The sequence below is a fragment of the Nostoc edaphicum CCNP1411 genome, assembly GCF_014023275.1.
Classification (GTDB): domain Bacteria; phylum Cyanobacteriota; class Cyanobacteriia; order Cyanobacteriales; family Nostocaceae; genus Nostoc; species Nostoc edaphicum_A.
In genome coordinates, this window is sequence record NZ_CP054698.1 from 1,577,211 (window position 1) to 1,592,529 (window position 15,319).

The 15,319-nt window shown below is 41.9% G+C and carries 11 protein-coding genes; 8 read left to right on the forward strand and 3 right to left on the reverse strand.

The window, feature by feature from the left end; all coding sequences use genetic code 11:
* Positions 1-185: 185 nt before the first annotated feature.
* The 4 genes from kdpB (at position 186) to HUN01_RS09325 (ending at position 4,463) form a co-directional block, all read left to right on the forward strand.
* Positions 186-2,291, forward strand: coding sequence for a potassium-transporting ATPase subunit KdpB (kdpB, locus tag HUN01_RS09310; protein WP_181932625.1), 2,106 nt, complete (start codon positions 186-188; stop codon positions 2,289-2,291).
* A gap of 139 nt (positions 2,292-2,430) precedes the next feature.
* On the forward strand, positions 2,431-2,589 hold the full coding sequence (locus HUN01_RS09315; RefSeq protein ID WP_181931024.1) for a hypothetical protein: 159 nt from the start codon (positions 2,431-2,433) through the stop codon (positions 2,587-2,589).
* A gap of 41 nt (positions 2,590-2,630) precedes the next feature.
* Complete coding sequence (gene kdpC, locus HUN01_RS09320) at positions 2,631-3,230, forward strand: K(+)-transporting ATPase subunit C (protein ID WP_181931025.1); 600 nt, start codon at positions 2,631-2,633, stop codon at positions 3,228-3,230.
* A gap of 75 nt (positions 3,231-3,305) precedes the next feature.
* Positions 3,306-4,463, forward strand: a complete 1,158-nt coding sequence (locus tag HUN01_RS09325; protein WP_181931026.1) for a universal stress protein — start codon at positions 3,306-3,308, stop codon at positions 4,461-4,463.
* 4 nt (positions 4,464-4,467) lie between these two features.
* Here HUN01_RS09325 and HUN01_RS09330 read toward each other — a convergent pair whose 3' ends face one another.
* The 3 genes from HUN01_RS09330 to HUN01_RS09340 all read right to left on the reverse strand — a co-directional run bounded on the left by HUN01_RS09330 (position 4,468) and on the right by HUN01_RS09340 (position 8,846).
* A complete protein-coding gene (locus HUN01_RS09330; protein WP_181931027.1) occupies positions 4,468-5,967 on the reverse strand; it encodes a carotenoid oxygenase family protein in 1,500 nt (499 codons plus the stop codon).
* A 133-nt stretch (positions 5,968-6,100) separates the two neighbouring features.
* Positions 6,101-7,516 (reverse strand): folate/biopterin family MFS transporter, encoded by a 1,416-nt coding sequence (locus tag HUN01_RS09335; RefSeq protein WP_181931028.1) that lies wholly within the window; start codon positions 7,514-7,516, stop codon positions 6,101-6,103.
* Positions 7,517-8,042: 526 nt separating this feature from the next.
* The gene (locus HUN01_RS09340; RefSeq protein WP_181931029.1) at positions 8,043-8,846 is read right to left on the reverse strand and encodes an Npun_F0296 family exosortase-dependent surface protein; all 804 of its coding nucleotides are present in this window, start codon (positions 8,844-8,846) and stop codon (positions 8,043-8,045) included.
* Positions 8,847-9,509: 663 nt separating this feature from the next.
* Between HUN01_RS09340 and HUN01_RS09345 the strand changes: the two genes are divergently transcribed.
* From HUN01_RS09345 to HUN01_RS09360, 4 genes are all read left to right on the forward strand, one after another.
* Entirely contained in the window at positions 9,510-10,709 is a 1,200-nt protein-coding gene (locus HUN01_RS09345; protein WP_181931030.1) for an anhydro-N-acetylmuramic acid kinase, read from the forward strand.
* 112 nt (positions 10,710-10,821) lie between these two features.
* Entirely contained in the window at positions 10,822-11,268 is a 447-nt protein-coding gene (locus HUN01_RS09350) for a hypothetical protein (RefSeq protein ID WP_181931031.1), read from the forward strand.
* 218 nt (positions 11,269-11,486) lie between these two features.
* Complete coding sequence (locus tag HUN01_RS09355; RefSeq protein WP_181931032.1) at positions 11,487-12,500, forward strand: glycosyltransferase family 2 protein; 1,014 nt, start codon at positions 11,487-11,489, stop codon at positions 12,498-12,500.
* A gap of 987 nt (positions 12,501-13,487) precedes the next feature.
* Complete coding sequence (locus HUN01_RS09360) at positions 13,488-15,041, forward strand: serine/threonine-protein kinase (RefSeq protein WP_181931033.1); 1,554 nt, start codon at positions 13,488-13,490, stop codon at positions 15,039-15,041.
* Positions 15,042-15,319 lie beyond the last annotated feature (278 nt).

The following is a 15,319-nucleotide window of genomic DNA, read 5'->3' on the forward strand; positions in this document are numbered from 1 at the left end:
GTGTAGCTTGAATTTCATATTCGTTCAAACAAAATTTTCACTTGTTCTTTTAGAATTTTGAAAATTCCGACTTCAGAAGCTCAACTTCCAAGTTCTGAGCTATTCATGAATACAAGACTCACCTTGACAGCGCTACTCCTAACTTCTCACCCCTAACTCCTAACTTCTAATTCCTAACTTTATTTATTAATCCAGTGGCAACTAACTCCAAAGCTAGACGCCCAAATTCTCGTTCTGGCGATCGCCGCCAAGAACGTAAAAAGGCCAGGGCAAGTAATAAGTGGCTGTACTTAAGGGCAATTAGAGATGCTTTTGTCAAGCTCAACCCTAAGTATGCAATTAAAAATCCAGTGATGTTTGTGGTTTGGGTGGGGACAATCATCACCCTGTTGCTGACAATTGATCCCAACCTATTTGGCCCAGCCCTGCAAAAGAACCCGCAACTTTTCAACGGTTTGTTATCGGGGATTTTATTCTTTACAGTTTGGTTTGCCAATTTTGCCGAAGCATTAGCAGAAGGACGGGGTAAAGCCCAAGCCGATGCCTTGCGGTTAACGAAATCAGAAACGATCGCTAAAAAACTTGCTCCCGACGGCACAATTAGTGAAGTTTCATCCACCAGCCTCAAGCAGGGCGATACCATCTATGTTGTTGCTGGCGATATCATCCCCGCTGATGGCGAAGTAGTTATGGGTGTCGCCTCAGTAGATGAATCGGCTATTACTGGGGAATCTGCACCAGTATTAAAAGAATCAGGCTCCGACGTTTCTAGTTCCGTCACTGGCGGGACGCGGATTATCTCAGATGAATTAATTATCCGCATTACTACTGACCCAGGCAAAGGCTTTATTGACCGGATGATTGCCTTAGTGGAAGGAGCAGAACGGAGTAAAACACCCAATGAAATTGCCCTGACAGTATTGCTGGCAGTTCTGAGCTTAGTATTTTTGTTAGTCGTGGTAACTCTGCCCGCACTTGCATACTATGTCAATAGTCCAGTCAGCGTGCCAATTTTGATTGCCCTATTAGTGGCATTGATTCCTACAACCATTGGCGGTTTACTAAGTACCATCGGCATTGCTGGTATGGATCGAGTTGCTCAATTTAACGTCATTGCTACTTCCGGACGAGCAGTCGAAGCCTGTGGTGATGTCAACACTTTAGTTCTCGACAAGACAGGTACAATTACCATCGGCAACCGTTTAGCGGAAGAGTTTATTCCTATCAACGGTCATTCAATGTCGGAAATTGCTAACGTTGCGTGGGCGGCTAGTGTCTTTGACAATACACCAGAAGGTAAATCCATTATCAGACTGGCAGAAAAGTTAGTAGCACGGTTTGATTTCGACTCCAACCAAGCAGAAGGAGTCGATTTTTCTGCCAAAACACGCATGAGTGGTACTAATTTACCTGGTGGGTATGAGGCGAGAAAGGGAGCAGTAGAAGCCATTAAAGGATTTGTCCGTTCCCGCAACGGACGTAATCCGCCAGAACTGGATGCTGCCTATGAACGAGTTTCTCGCCTGGGAGGTACACCTCTAGCAGTCAGCCTCGATAACGAAATCTATGGGATTATTTATCTCAAAGATATTGTGAAACCTGGTATCCGCGATCGCTTTGAGCAACTGCGACGGATGGGAGTGAGTACCATCATGCTAACTGGCGACAACCGAATTACAGCTTCTGTCATTGCTAGAGAAGCTGGGGTTGATGACTTCATTGCCGAAGCCACACCAGAAGACAAAATCAGCGTTATTAAAAAGGAACAAGCAGCAGGCAAATTAGTTGCGATGACAGGAGATGGGACTAATGATGCGCCAGCATTAGCCCAAGCTAACGTCGGCGTTGCTATGAATACAGGAACGCAAGCTGCCAAAGAAGCCGCCAACATGGTCGATTTAGACTCCGATCCCACAAAGCTGATCGATATCATTAGTATTGGCAAACAATTGCTGATTACTCGCGGAGCATTAACGACATTTTCTATCGCTAATGATATTGCTAAATACTTTGCAATTATCCCAGTGATATTTGTCGCTGCTAACCTGCAAAGCTTGAATATTATGAATTTGACTAGCCCTAAATCTGCTGTACTATCAGCGCTAATTTATAATGCTTTGATTATTCCTGCTTTGATTCCCTTGGCATTAAAGGGTGTGCGGTTTAGACCGCTGACAGCGAATCAGCTACTCCAACGCAATATCTTAATTTACGGCTTAGGTGGGGTGATTGCACCGTTTATTGCCATTAAGCTGATCGATATACTGATTACAGTTGTAGGCTTGGCTTAAGGACAGCAAAAGTAAAGACGGTGTGAAACTAGCACATCTTGATCAAAGTAAAATAATAAACATTTTTACTTTTACCTGTTGAGAGAGAGAACAAGAAGAATATGAATAAACATCGTTTTCACTCAGCACTGCTTCGGCTATGTCCTTTGTTTGGTCGCAATGGCATAAACAACAACACATATCACTCGCTATTTTTATCCTGCTGTGCTTGAATGTGGTAACTGCCCCAGTTGTTTATGCTGTTGCTAACAGCACCCTGAAACGTTCTACTGCGTGGGCAAAAGAATTAAAAAATTAAAAATTAAAAATTAAATTCTAGGAGCAATTGGAAAACTTTTTATGGCTATTATTCGAGAAACCATCAGAGCAATTTTTATAACTCTAATGCTTTGGTTGTTGACTGCAATCATCTATCCTCTGATAATCCTTGTAGTGGGTCAAGTCTTTTTGCCTTATCAAGCTAATGGCAGCATCATGCTGAATCTAAATAATGAACCCATTGGTTCGGCTTTGATTGGTCAGCTGTTCACATCTGAGCGATATTTCCATCCTCGTCCCAGTACTATTAGATATAGCCAAGGCAAAAGAGCCAGGCCAACTGGTATATCTGGAGCCAGCAATCTCGCTGCTAGCAATCCAGAGCTACTAAAGCGGATTCTAGAACAGTCAAATCAATTGCGAGACGAAAATCTTCAACCGATCGCCGATATAATTTATACCTCTGCTTCCGGTTTAGATCCACATATTTCCTTCAGAGCAGCACGGCAACAATTGACACGGGTTGCTGGTGCGCGGGGAATAAAAGAAGATGAGATTCTACCTTTAATTAATAAGTATACTGATGGCAGATTTTTATGGATTTTTGGTGAGCCAGGGGTCAATGTTCTGCGATTGAATTATGCTCTTGACTTACAAGATATTAATCGTCAGCAAAATTAATCAAAGTGAATGGGGGATGGGAAAAGCGTTACTTTCCGATGAAATAGGATTGCCATACAGATAACCAAGAATGAAATGTCAGACAATAGTAATGCTAGTTCGGCTGGCACTGCACCTTTAAATTCTGGAAGTTACTCGCTTTATCCGGCACGACGACGGGGAAAGCATAAAATATTTATTGGCATGGCTCCTGGGGTAGGTAAAACTTACCGAATGCTGGAAGAGGGACATGCACTCAAGCAGGAAGGAATTGATGTCGTTGTTGGGCTTTTGGAAACCCACGGACGGAAAGAGACGGCTGAAAAAGCAGAGGGACTGGAGATTTTACCCCGTAAGCAATATCCTCGTGGTGAGTTGACGCTAACGGATATGGATACAGATGCTATTTTAAAGCGATCGCCCCAATTAGTCTTAATCGATGAACTTGCTCATACTAACGTCCCTGGTTCCCCACGTGAAAAACGCTACGAAGATGTAGAAGTAGTTTTAGCAGCAGGTATTGATGTCTACTCCACAATGAATGTCCAGCACTTGGAAAGCCTTAATGACTTAGTAGCTAGAATTACAAGTGTGATAGTCCGTGAGCGTGTTCCTGATAGGATTCTGGATGATGCAGACGAAATAGTAGTAGTGGATGTCACACCGGAAACACTGCAAGAACGATTGTTAGAAGGAAAGATTTATGAACCGCAAAAAATCCAACAATCCCTCGATAACTTTTTCCAACGCCGTAACCTGATTGCTTTGCGGGAGTTGGCTTTGCGGGAAGTAGCAGACAACGTGGAAGAAAATGCGATTGCGACTATCCCCAATGGGCAATTTTGTAATATCCACGAGCGAGTTTTGGTGTGTGTATCCACCTATCCCAACTCAGTGCAACTGTTACGCCGGGGTGCGAGGCTGGCTAACTATATGAACGCGCCACTTTATACCTTATTCGTTGCCGATCCAGAACGCTTCCTTACCAAAGAGGAAAGCTTACACATCCACACTTGTGAGAAACTTTGTAAAGAATTTGAAGGTACTTTCATTCGTGTTACCAACAGTAACGTAGCTAATGCGATCGCAGAAGTCGCCGAGAAATATCGGATTACCCAAATTGTAATTGGAGAGAGTCAGCGATCGCGCTGGCAAATGCTCATAAAAGGATCTTTGACGCAAAAATTAGTGCGCTTGCTCAAAAATATCGATTTACATATTATTGCCAGCGAAAAAATGGTTTCACCCAAATAAGGAATCAAATTTCCCCAAAAACCTCAGAAGTAAAGCTCCCATGCAGACCATAGGGGATATGATGTTTCAAATGTAGTCGCGCTATTACTCCTTTAGAGAAATCACTAGCATCCAAAATTACCATATCTGAGCGGTGATGAGCAGCATCATAAACCAAAGCTAATACCCAACCATCATCTTCCTTTTCGGAACCTGGGCGCGGGACAAAAATCGGTTCACCCACAAAACCGCGGGGTGCAGCACTCCATACTTGTCTTTCTCCAGACTCTAAATCAATTTTCAGCAATGCTTGTAAGGGAGCATTACCAGTCTCAGCATGAGCCGCACCTATATATAGATATCGATAAAGATGTCCTACATTCGCCGGATGTATGCTAGGAAATTCACAGCAGCGGCCATCAATCAATTCCCGTCGGACTGTTGCATTCTTGAGATTAAGATAAAATCGCCAAAGTTGTCCAGGTGATAGCGCCTCAAAATCAACTTCCCGAAAATCGCTTTTAGGTTCCACTTCTGGTAAATCTTGGTAGCAAATGGAGTCAATCAAAACTTCCTCTCCCACCTCAAAAGCATTAACATGGTGGAAGACGAAACCCGACTGAGTTTCCAGAATTTTCATCTCTTCTTGCCCTTCTTTAGGGAAGCGGGGAATAATTAGAATTTGAGTTGGCTGATTTGGCTGAAATTTAATACATTCTCCTGCTGCACGTATTCCCAAGGCGAAAGGTATGGGATTGAAGGTGACAGGATTTTGAAAGAAGATACAGTAATTGGGAGTAATTACGAAATCGTGAATAAAACAGAAACCTGGAACCTTATGAGCGTGCCGTCTGATAATTTCACCGGTTGGGTTTAGCTCAAAGATATTAATAGTGGTAGATAATCCTGGCTTAATTGAGAAATTTACCAGGCAAGATGCACCTCCATCTTGATCGCAATTTTTTTCCAAACGGGGATGTGCAGCGAAAGCGTCACCTGGTGATAAAACACCATTAAAATATTCATTCCCCAAGGTTTCAAGAGTATAGGGATCGAGGCGATGTGCTTCAGAACCTTCCCATAGTGCTAGCAGTTTACCACCCCAATAGATAACATTTGTATTAGCAATATTTTTGAGTTTGAAGTCAAAGATATTAGCTAGCCAACCACCAGGTTTTTGAGTACCAAAAGTACCACGATAGAGAATTTTTCCCGCCTTTTGCTCTGCCAAATAACCAGTTGTGCGGACAAAGCGGTTGCGAAAATGGGCACGGCCGTTAGTAAAGGTAATTTTGCTAATCATCCCATCTCCATCAAAGGGGTGATGAAGAAATTGCCCATTCACATCCAGTAAACCAGGGCCATTTCTAAACAGCGTACCTTGCAATTCTGTAGGAATTTGCCCTTCTATATCATCAATCCAATAATCAAATTCTTGGGTGAGAGATTGATATCCTCCTTGCCAGTCTGCACGAGTGTAGGATTTTTCTGTAACTAAGCTCTCTTGACTTTTAAAACTCTGCATATACTTGGTTTATTATTGTTACCTGACAAAAAAATACGTAGCCGCTAAAATTAATTTTTTTGCAACTTTATGCCGCCAGTTACTACAACAGCAAAGCAGCAGACTGGCTTGAATTTGCATGAGATTTCTTACACTATTCCACTATTTTCGACTCTGATTCTCTCAGTACCAACTCAGACATCAAATCAGGCAAAAACGGTTGTTCAGAATCTTTGGCTGTCTCAGTTTGTTCCTCAGCAGCAGGTAGCCAGTTGATAAATGGTAGAGGTAACAGCGTGCTGAGGTTAGTAATTACCACCAATAGCCAAAGTGACTCAAAGTTAGTTGCGGTGATCCCCAGCCAATAGGTGATTAATGCCCCGAATGCATGGGAAACCGTTGCTGCTGAATTAAACACCGACATTAACAAGGCAAATAATGTCGCTTCCACTCCAGGAGGACAAAGCCTTGCTGCTAGAACCATCACTTGCATAAAGGCAATTTTCCCCATCACAGTGAGAATAAGACTATCACCTAAGCTAAACCAGTGGTCATCTATACCCAACAGCCTGTTTGTGTGAGTCACTAACAACAGCATTGTCATCCCTAACATTGAGGAAAGCACAGTACTCCAAGCAAAAATCACCCGAAAAGGGATGCTCTTGAGGAAACGTTGAAAAATCCAAACACCTGCTAAAGAAGCGAAACTTCCCACCAAGTTTACTCGCCCCAAAAATTCTGGTTCAAAGTGGAGTTCGTTGGTAGCGAAGTAGAAAAAGGCTGAGTCAGCATTTGGGGTAGCTTGCCAGATGAAGACAAACACCGTTGGTAGCCAAATTGTTTTTTGGGTAATGGCTTGGCGTAGCTGCTTCAGTTGATCTTTGATTGCTAAAGGGTTGGTGTGATTACTATCTTTAGTATCTTTGCTGACAGGGGACTCAGCAATTAACCAAGCTACCCCTGAGACGATGAGAGGGAAGAGGGCGGTAATTCCAAAGACAGTACGGGTAGTACAGTATTGGAGCAACAGACCGCTAAAGTATGCTGTGATTAAACCTCCGATCGCAGAAGCACCCCAGCATAGAGATTGTAATGAACCTGCTTTTGCTTGGGATTCGCCTCTGGCTCGTTCCACAACCAGCGAGTCAACTATCACATCACTCATGGCGACAGACAGAGAACCAAGAGCGATCGCTAAGGTAGCTGCCCAGCTAGTATGAACTATTGTGGCCAAACTCACCCAGGAAGCAGTTCCCAATATCCCCGATAAAATCAAGTAAGGACGCCGACGATAGCCAAATATAGGCAAGCCATCAGAGATAAAACCAAACACCGGCTTGATCATCCAAGGTAGGAAGACAATTCCCAATAGCGCCGACACCTCGACTGGACTCAGCAGCAGTTCATCTTTGAGGAAAAAGCTCACGGCTAGACGTGATAGCCCTAAAATTCCTTGGACAAAGTAAACGGTGAGAATTGCAATCAACTCAGCATTGGGTTCATTACCCAAAAAGATTTTTTGTGTTAGTGAGTCTTTGATCTTGGACAAGCCAGATGATTGAAGCACCATTCGATAAATATTTTTTAAGTTTTATCTACTTTTCTATCATATCGATTCTTAAGACCTGGGTTTTAGGATCATTTCTATCCCAAGTTAAGCCTAATGCCCACATCTCTCTCTAAGTAGAAAGCAATCAGGGTATTATCCAAGTGTTGTAGAGCCGCTGATCATAAAATGAAAAACTCCACGCCACTTGCGGGATGGAGTTTACCGTCACTTTCAATGAATAGCAAAAAAAGTTAGGGTGAGCTTACTTACGTAAGCTCACCCTAACTTGCATTTAATGTTTACTTGTCGCTAGAACTTCTGAAATCCTGCCTACGGCACGCTAGGCAAAGTGCAAGCTGGAAGTAAGGTATAGAGAAAATTAGGCGAATCTTACTGAGTTAGAATTAGTATCTTTAATAAGATTGCTTTAAAACGGTGCTATGAAAAAGTGGCGATCGCTTGAGAGTGGTATTCCCGCAAATTTCATCAGAAGTGCAGAAGACCCTGAATGTAAGCTATAAATTGTCTTGTTTACAAGACGCTAGACTTATGACAATTGCAAAGCTGACTTTTTCTTGACTCGACGAGTCAGAACTGAAGTAGCACCCACAAAACCAATTACAAAAACTCCTAATACAGAAGAAGACTCAGGAACCGCTTGAGTAACTACATCACCGGTGATACTCTTGTAGCCAGTGGCGACTGTGTGATTATCTGATTCAAAACCAGTTCCGCCAATATTGGTGAATTGAACCTGATCAAAAGTTCCGCCAACATTGTAGAAGTTGATGAACGCATAGGGTTCTCCAGAATTTTGATTTTGGAATGCCAAATTAGGATTACTGTAGTAGCTGTTTTTATTTGATAGATTTCCGATGTAATCAACTACATCAGCGGTGGTCATAGAAAAGACAACCTCTCCTTGCGAAAGGAATGTAAGTACGTTGCTACTATCTCCCGCAGACCACCAAAGTCCAAAGTAACTTTGTGGGGTTGTCAAATTAAGTGTGGAAACTTTCTGACCATTACCCGATCTATTCGTGTCTACATCAAAATATTTGTCTGTTCCACCAGCACCACCATATTGGTCTGCATTTATGACCAGAGTACTCTCATAGCTACCAATATTTGTTCCTCCCTCATTCCATTGAAAGCCTGTTGCACTGTAACCTTGTGCTTGTCCATCAAAATTTTGTATATTAGCATTAACAAGATTTGATAAATTTGCATTTTGTACGCCTGGGTTTTCTATTGATATCGAGAAAGACGCAGCCATTACAGGGCGGGTAAAAGTAGCTAAGGACAAAACAACACTAGAAGCGATCGCGGACTTAATTAAAAGACTTTTCATTTTAGAATCCTTTTTGTTTTTAATCTTTCGTGTTCATAGCCTCATTGTGCGATGGACTTCTAGATTCCAACATCAGAGAGATTACTTCTTTTTCGATTTGATTTTGCCCAGACGAAAATGTTGATTATTGGACTTTATTTAGAGGATAATCACTGATATTCTGTTCGGCGATATCTATTGCTTTATGTAGAAAGCGCAAAGTTATCAGTGCTAAATCGTAAACAAGCTTTATTTACAAAAGATGCTATTTTGTCATTTGCAGACAGCTTATATCTTTAGGGTTATAGATAAAGAAGGCATGAGGCATTGTGCTATGTCAATCCCTTACAAGACTGTGCTTTTCTCTTGGCTATTTCCCAAAAGATCCATAGAGTATCTGTTTGTTGTCTGAAGATAAAAAAGTTGTAAAGTTAGCTCATACATATTAAAAAATTGTATTTTGGGATGTTCTTCTTATTAAAGACCGGGGACAGCCTGCGAAAACCCTGTTTCCTGATCAATATCAATAGAAATAGATACATGCTTATTGCTATTGATTTTGATATTCTTCCCTTGTTCTGCCTACTCGTTCTTCTCCAGTCAACTACGCCACCTGAGTTTTTTTGACATAGGTAGTAACATGAATTAAACTACCTCTTGCAATCAACAAAAGAATCTTTCTCAATGCATCGAATTGAAGAAGCTGCTGTCCCTACTCGCGTTATCGGTTTAATTAGTGGCACGTCCGTAGATGGCATAGACGCTGCTTTGGTAGAGATTTCCGGTACAGAATTGGATCTCAAAGTTGAGTTGCTAGCGGGGGCAACATATCCTTATCCAGCCGAACTCAGAGAAAAAATATTGGCAGTTGGTGCAGGCGTTGCCATTTCAATGGCAGAATTGGCAGAAATAGATGATGCGATCGCCATTGTCTTTGCCCAAGCCGCTCAAAATATTCAAATTGGTCATCAGCCAGCTACTCTCATTGGCTCCCACGGTCAGACGGTTTATCATCGACCACCTGCGGATAGGGAAATAGAAAAGAAAACCACTCCCGACTCCCCACTCGGTTATAGTCTGCAACTAGGACGCGGTGCATTAATTGCCCATCTTACGGGCATTACAACTGTGAGCAACTTCCGCGTTGCTGATATTGCTATTGGTGGTCATGGTGCGCCTCTGGTGCCCAGAGTAGATGCCTATTTACTCAGTCATCCCCAGGAGGGGCGTTGTATTCAAAACATTGGTGGTATTGGCAATGTTGCTTATATTCCGCCTCGACATGGCGACTGGCTCTCAAAAATTCGTGCTTGGGATACTGGCCCCGGAAATAGTCTGTTGGATCTGGCGGTAGAGCATTTAAGCGCTGGTACTAAAACTTACGATGAAGATGGCAATTGGGCAGCAAGTGGTACTCCTTGCCATCCATTGGTAGAACAATGGCTCAACCAAGAATACTTTCATCTACCGCCGCCCAAATCCACTGGACGAGAGTTATTTGGTGTAACCTACCTGCATCAGTGTTTAAAAGATGCTCAAGCATACCAACTTAATGCTGCCGACATACTGGCAACTCTTACCGAACTGACAGCTGCTTCAATTGTTCATAGTTACCGCACTTTTTTGCCGCAAATGCCACAGCAAGTACTATTATGTGGCGGTGGTAGTCGCAATCTCTATTTGAAAAAAAGATTACAGTTATTGTTGACATCAATACCAGTCTGGACTACAGATGAAGTCGGCTTGAGTGCAGATTTTAAAGAAGCGATCGCCTTTGCAGTTTTAGCCTACTGGCGACATTTGGGCATTCCTGGCAATCTACCTACTGCCACTGGGGCACCTCAAGCAGTGCTTTTGGGAGAAATTCATCAAAGTCAGTCTTGAGTCCAGATTAGGGAGTGGGAAAAGAATTCCTAACTTCTAACTCTTAACTCCTAACTCAGCACTGCTATAACTGTAGTCTTGGCGGCACTCGATCAAGACAGGGAATATAAAAGTGGCTCATACTTTTTTATTAGAACCAGGACGCTGGGCAATGGAAGGAAATTGGCTGGAACGTAATGGTACGCCAATCAGCATCAAGGGTATGACCTTGGTAGCTTGGAATCGAGATAACTGGTTTACTATGGCTACAAAACTGATATTCCCAGGTAGCGATCGCTCAGAAATCTCTCTCCAATACAAGGGGCGACTGCATGAGGGAGAGCGACAGTATACTTTTTTACTACAACACAATATTTGGGGGCAAGTTGAAGGTGAAGGCTGGATTGGTCTAGATACGATTGTGCAGCGTTACTGGGTACTAGGCGATCGTCAACGTCGTAGTGGCTTTGAAACTCTACATCGTATTTCGGAAAATACATATTACCTCAGTAGTGGCATCTTAGCTGGTCATTTTTTAGCTAACACAATGGAAGCCAGCCTAGAGCGTCAGTCAACCTAAGACCAGTGCTGTCTGCTGTGCGTCTAGCGTGGAAGCCTGGCGCTCAAAAAACTCTGGCAACGCATTGCTTTCCTAACGTTCAATGTCTCATGCCTTACCTTGAGGAATCGTCATTTATTCTCACTTAACTACTGAGTTGTATACTAAAAAATAAATTATCAAATTATCGTCAGACTTTTAGTATTTTTACCGAACCTTGTAGTCTGGAGTCTAGTTTCATGAATCCTAAAGTCTCTGTCATTATCCCCGCTTATAATACTGAAGCTTATATTGCGAAGTCAATAGAGTCAGCCTTAGAGCAAACGCTTACTGATATTGAAGTTATCATAGTCGATGATGCTTCAAGTGATAAAACTGTAGAAGTCGCTAAAAGTTTTACAGATCAACGTCTCAAAGTTATTGTTAATCAACAAAACCTTGGGGCTGCTGCTGCACGAAATCGTGCCCTTAGAGCAGCCCAAGGAGAATGGATTGCTGTGCTTGATTCAGATGATTGGTATGCTCCAGAAAGATTGTCTAAGCTTGTGTCACGAGCAAATGAATTCAATGCAGACATGATTGCTGACGATGTTTATTTAATCAAGGATGGTGAAACATCCCCTTGGAGCACATTGATTCAAGAAAGTGGAGAAAGTATAGAAAAAATCCTCCAAATTGATATCGTTTATTTTGTAGAAACTGATATTTATGGAGAAACAGGGTTGCATCTTGGTTTAAGCAAGCCTCTATTCAAACGAGAATTTTTGGTTAAGCACGGCATCGAATATGATGAAGACATCAGAATGGGTCAAGACTTTTGGCTTGATATGAAATGCTTAATCAAAGGAGCTCGCTTTTTTATTGAACCAAAACCTTATTATTTCTACCGTTCGCGCCCTGGTTCTCTTGTATATCAAAGCCAATTACCACGTCTAAATCAATACTGCAAGGCTACTAATTCTTTCATGCAACAAGAGGTTGTGAAAAAGAATCCAGCTTTAATTCGCGCTCTGTCTTCTAATCTTGCAGTCTATAAGAAAAATCTAGCTTACCTTCAAGTTGTAGAGCCTATAAAACAAGGAAAATTGATCACGGCATTGACAGAAATTAGGAACAATCCAGGCTTTATTTATGATTTTATTTCCAGATTGAACAAAATTATCGAGCGTCGATTTCAATACTATGTAATGGGTAATAAATCAAGTTTTGACATTTATCCTAACATACAGAAAAAACGAAAAACTACTAATTAGTAGGATGACAGTTTTATTAAAAAAATGCATCATTACATAGTTGCAGAATGAGCCTAAAGGTCAAAAATATGGTCAGGCAATAAGACAATTTTTTAACAGTATTGGGTGACTATAGATTAGCTACCACATAAGCAAAATGTGGCTCCGTGGAAAGCATACCAATTCAAGGGTTTGATGATCTGTGGAGGTGAGTTTTGTCTGTGTAGTCAAGCCAGTGCGGTCTTCTCCGAATTATAGAAGGCTCGTCTCGCACCGAAGGGGAGAAGCTCTAGCGTATAGTGCAGCCTCTCGATAGAAGAGACTGCGCCAAAGATTCCGCATACTCTTACGGGGAAGTAACCTACGCGCAGCTTAACGTCTGGAAGTTTCCCCCATGAGCAACTGGTGCACGACTTCTAGTCACTCAGAGGAGTCAGAAATTAGACTTTACAAACATTCTCTCAGCTCGACTTTATCCAAAATTAAGAACTCAGTTTTCTTTATCTGGTAAAACCCCTGGCTTTTTAGCAAATACTTTACTCTGCACTCATTACTCAATTTTCAGAACTCTGTGGTGAGCGTGGTACTTCCTAATTAAAGTTTTTGGCATACCCTAGAGTTATCTATTTAGTCAAAATTGGGCAAACTAAAACTACACCACAATTAAAGTGCAAAATGGTACAAAGCATCATTATAAATCTACCCTTTCTGCTTGTTTGATTTAGCGTATTGCACCAGTTGTAATAACCGTCTTGGTTACAAACTGCTAGATTATGGTTTCAATACTCTAAAAGACGACTGAAAAAGCTAGTACAGCACCGCCCAAATAGAGCAATGATTGAAAATCGCACAAAAGCCTATCCTATAAGCTTTTTGCCTTTTGACTTCCGACTTCTAGCTTGCGGTACGAGCGTAGAAAGTCATTTCTAGGCGCAATAACTCAGATATCAGTTTGAATGCACTTTTCCTCCCAAACACTTACAACCTGCTTTTGGATTCAAATTTTCTATGTCAGACCCCAACATTGGTCGCTTACTCAGCAAACGCTACCAACTCCAGGAGTTAATCGGTACTGGAGCAATGGGTCGGGTTTATCGTGCTAAAGATACTTTGTTGGGAGGTGTACCTGTTGCGGTTAAGTTTCTCGCTCTCTCAATCCAAAATGAAAAGATGCGATTGCAAGACCGCTTTGAGCGAGAAGCAAAAACCTGTGCTTTATTAGGGCAAAAAAGCATCCACATTGTCCGAGTTATGGATTATGGCGTAGATGACAATAATACCCCGTTCTACGTCATGGAATATCTACAAGGACAAAGCCTGAACAATATTATTCGCAAGCAACGACTGCCTTTACCAAGATTCTTGAGTATGGCGCGTCAACTCAGCCTGGGATTACAGTGCGCCCATGATGGCATTCCAGTTGATGGTACTATTTGCCCAATTATCCATCGTGATGTCAAGCCAAGCAATATGCTGGTGATTCAAGATCCCAGTTTTGGAGAATTGGTCAAGGTTCTAGATTTTGGTATTGCTAAATTATTACAGTCAGATGGTGACCATACAAAATTCTATTTGGGGACATTGGCTTATTCTTCTCCCGAACAAATGGAGGGTAAGGAATTAGACAACCGTGCTGATATTTATAGTTTGGGCGTCATGATGTTTGAGATGCTCACAGGCAAAATGCCACTGGTAGCACCAACTCACTCTTTTGGAGCATGGTATAAAACACATCACTATCAAAAACCACGTTCTTTTGCTGAGGTTGCGCCTGGATTAGAACTACCAAAAGAAATCGAAAATTTGGTGATGAGTTGTCTAGCTAAACTAGCACGCGATCGCCCCCAAAGTATCACTGAAATTCTAAGAGTTTTAGCATCTCTAGAAAAGCCTGAGCATACACGCAAAATTCAGCAAGACAGCCATGCTCTAGTTCCTTCTACTACAGCTAGCCCTGAGCTTGAACAAAAGACTAAAGCCGATTTGCGGGTATCCTGGTCAAACGATGAAATCGCTCGTGCCATTTCCTGGCCCCAAAATAAACCAATTGCCGATATTGTCTTTCCCCAGACCATTCACACCAATGGGGAGATTTTACCAGCCCTATGGGTGATGCTACCACAAGAAGAAATTCAGAAGCGCTTACTCTGTACCCGTTATAACCAATTTCTTTTCATCTCTATTCCTCATCCCATGTTGCTATGGATTACTGTCATTTATAACCGCAAGCATGGTGCTAAATGGTTGCCTTATTACCTTGATCTCAAAAGCAGTCTTGGTCAAGAAATTGCTAGGTTACTCCAGCACACAGGTTACTACCGCCTGTTATTCTTTGCACGAGAAACACCAAATCGCTGTACCCATATCTTACTTTCCAGCGTCGCTTCTGCCCAGCGCCAGCGACTACAAGAGTGGGTCGCAATGAGCAACACCTTAATGTCCTCTGCTGACCCACAAATCAGTAAAAGCTTACTCAAAAGTGAGTATGAAAAGATTAAGCCTCAAATTCTAACAAAACTAGAAAGTATTGATACAGATTCTCCATACGATCTTTCCAGCTAGTGGTCTGTCAATCCAAATTTGACGGGTTGAGACTGACACAAAGGCGCGGAGAATTTTAAACAAAGCAAACTTGCCTTGACAGACTACTAAGAATAATTTCTGAATGTTACGTGTTTTAGATGTAACTAAGGGGTAGGCACTGAAATAATGTAAACTTTTATAAACAAAGTATATATAAAGATGTAAGTTCTAGTTATATGTATAAAGAGTGAAATCACTAGCTGCCAAATTAGTGCTGTCTAAATTCTCTCTGAATATTCTTCTGTATATATTCCAGG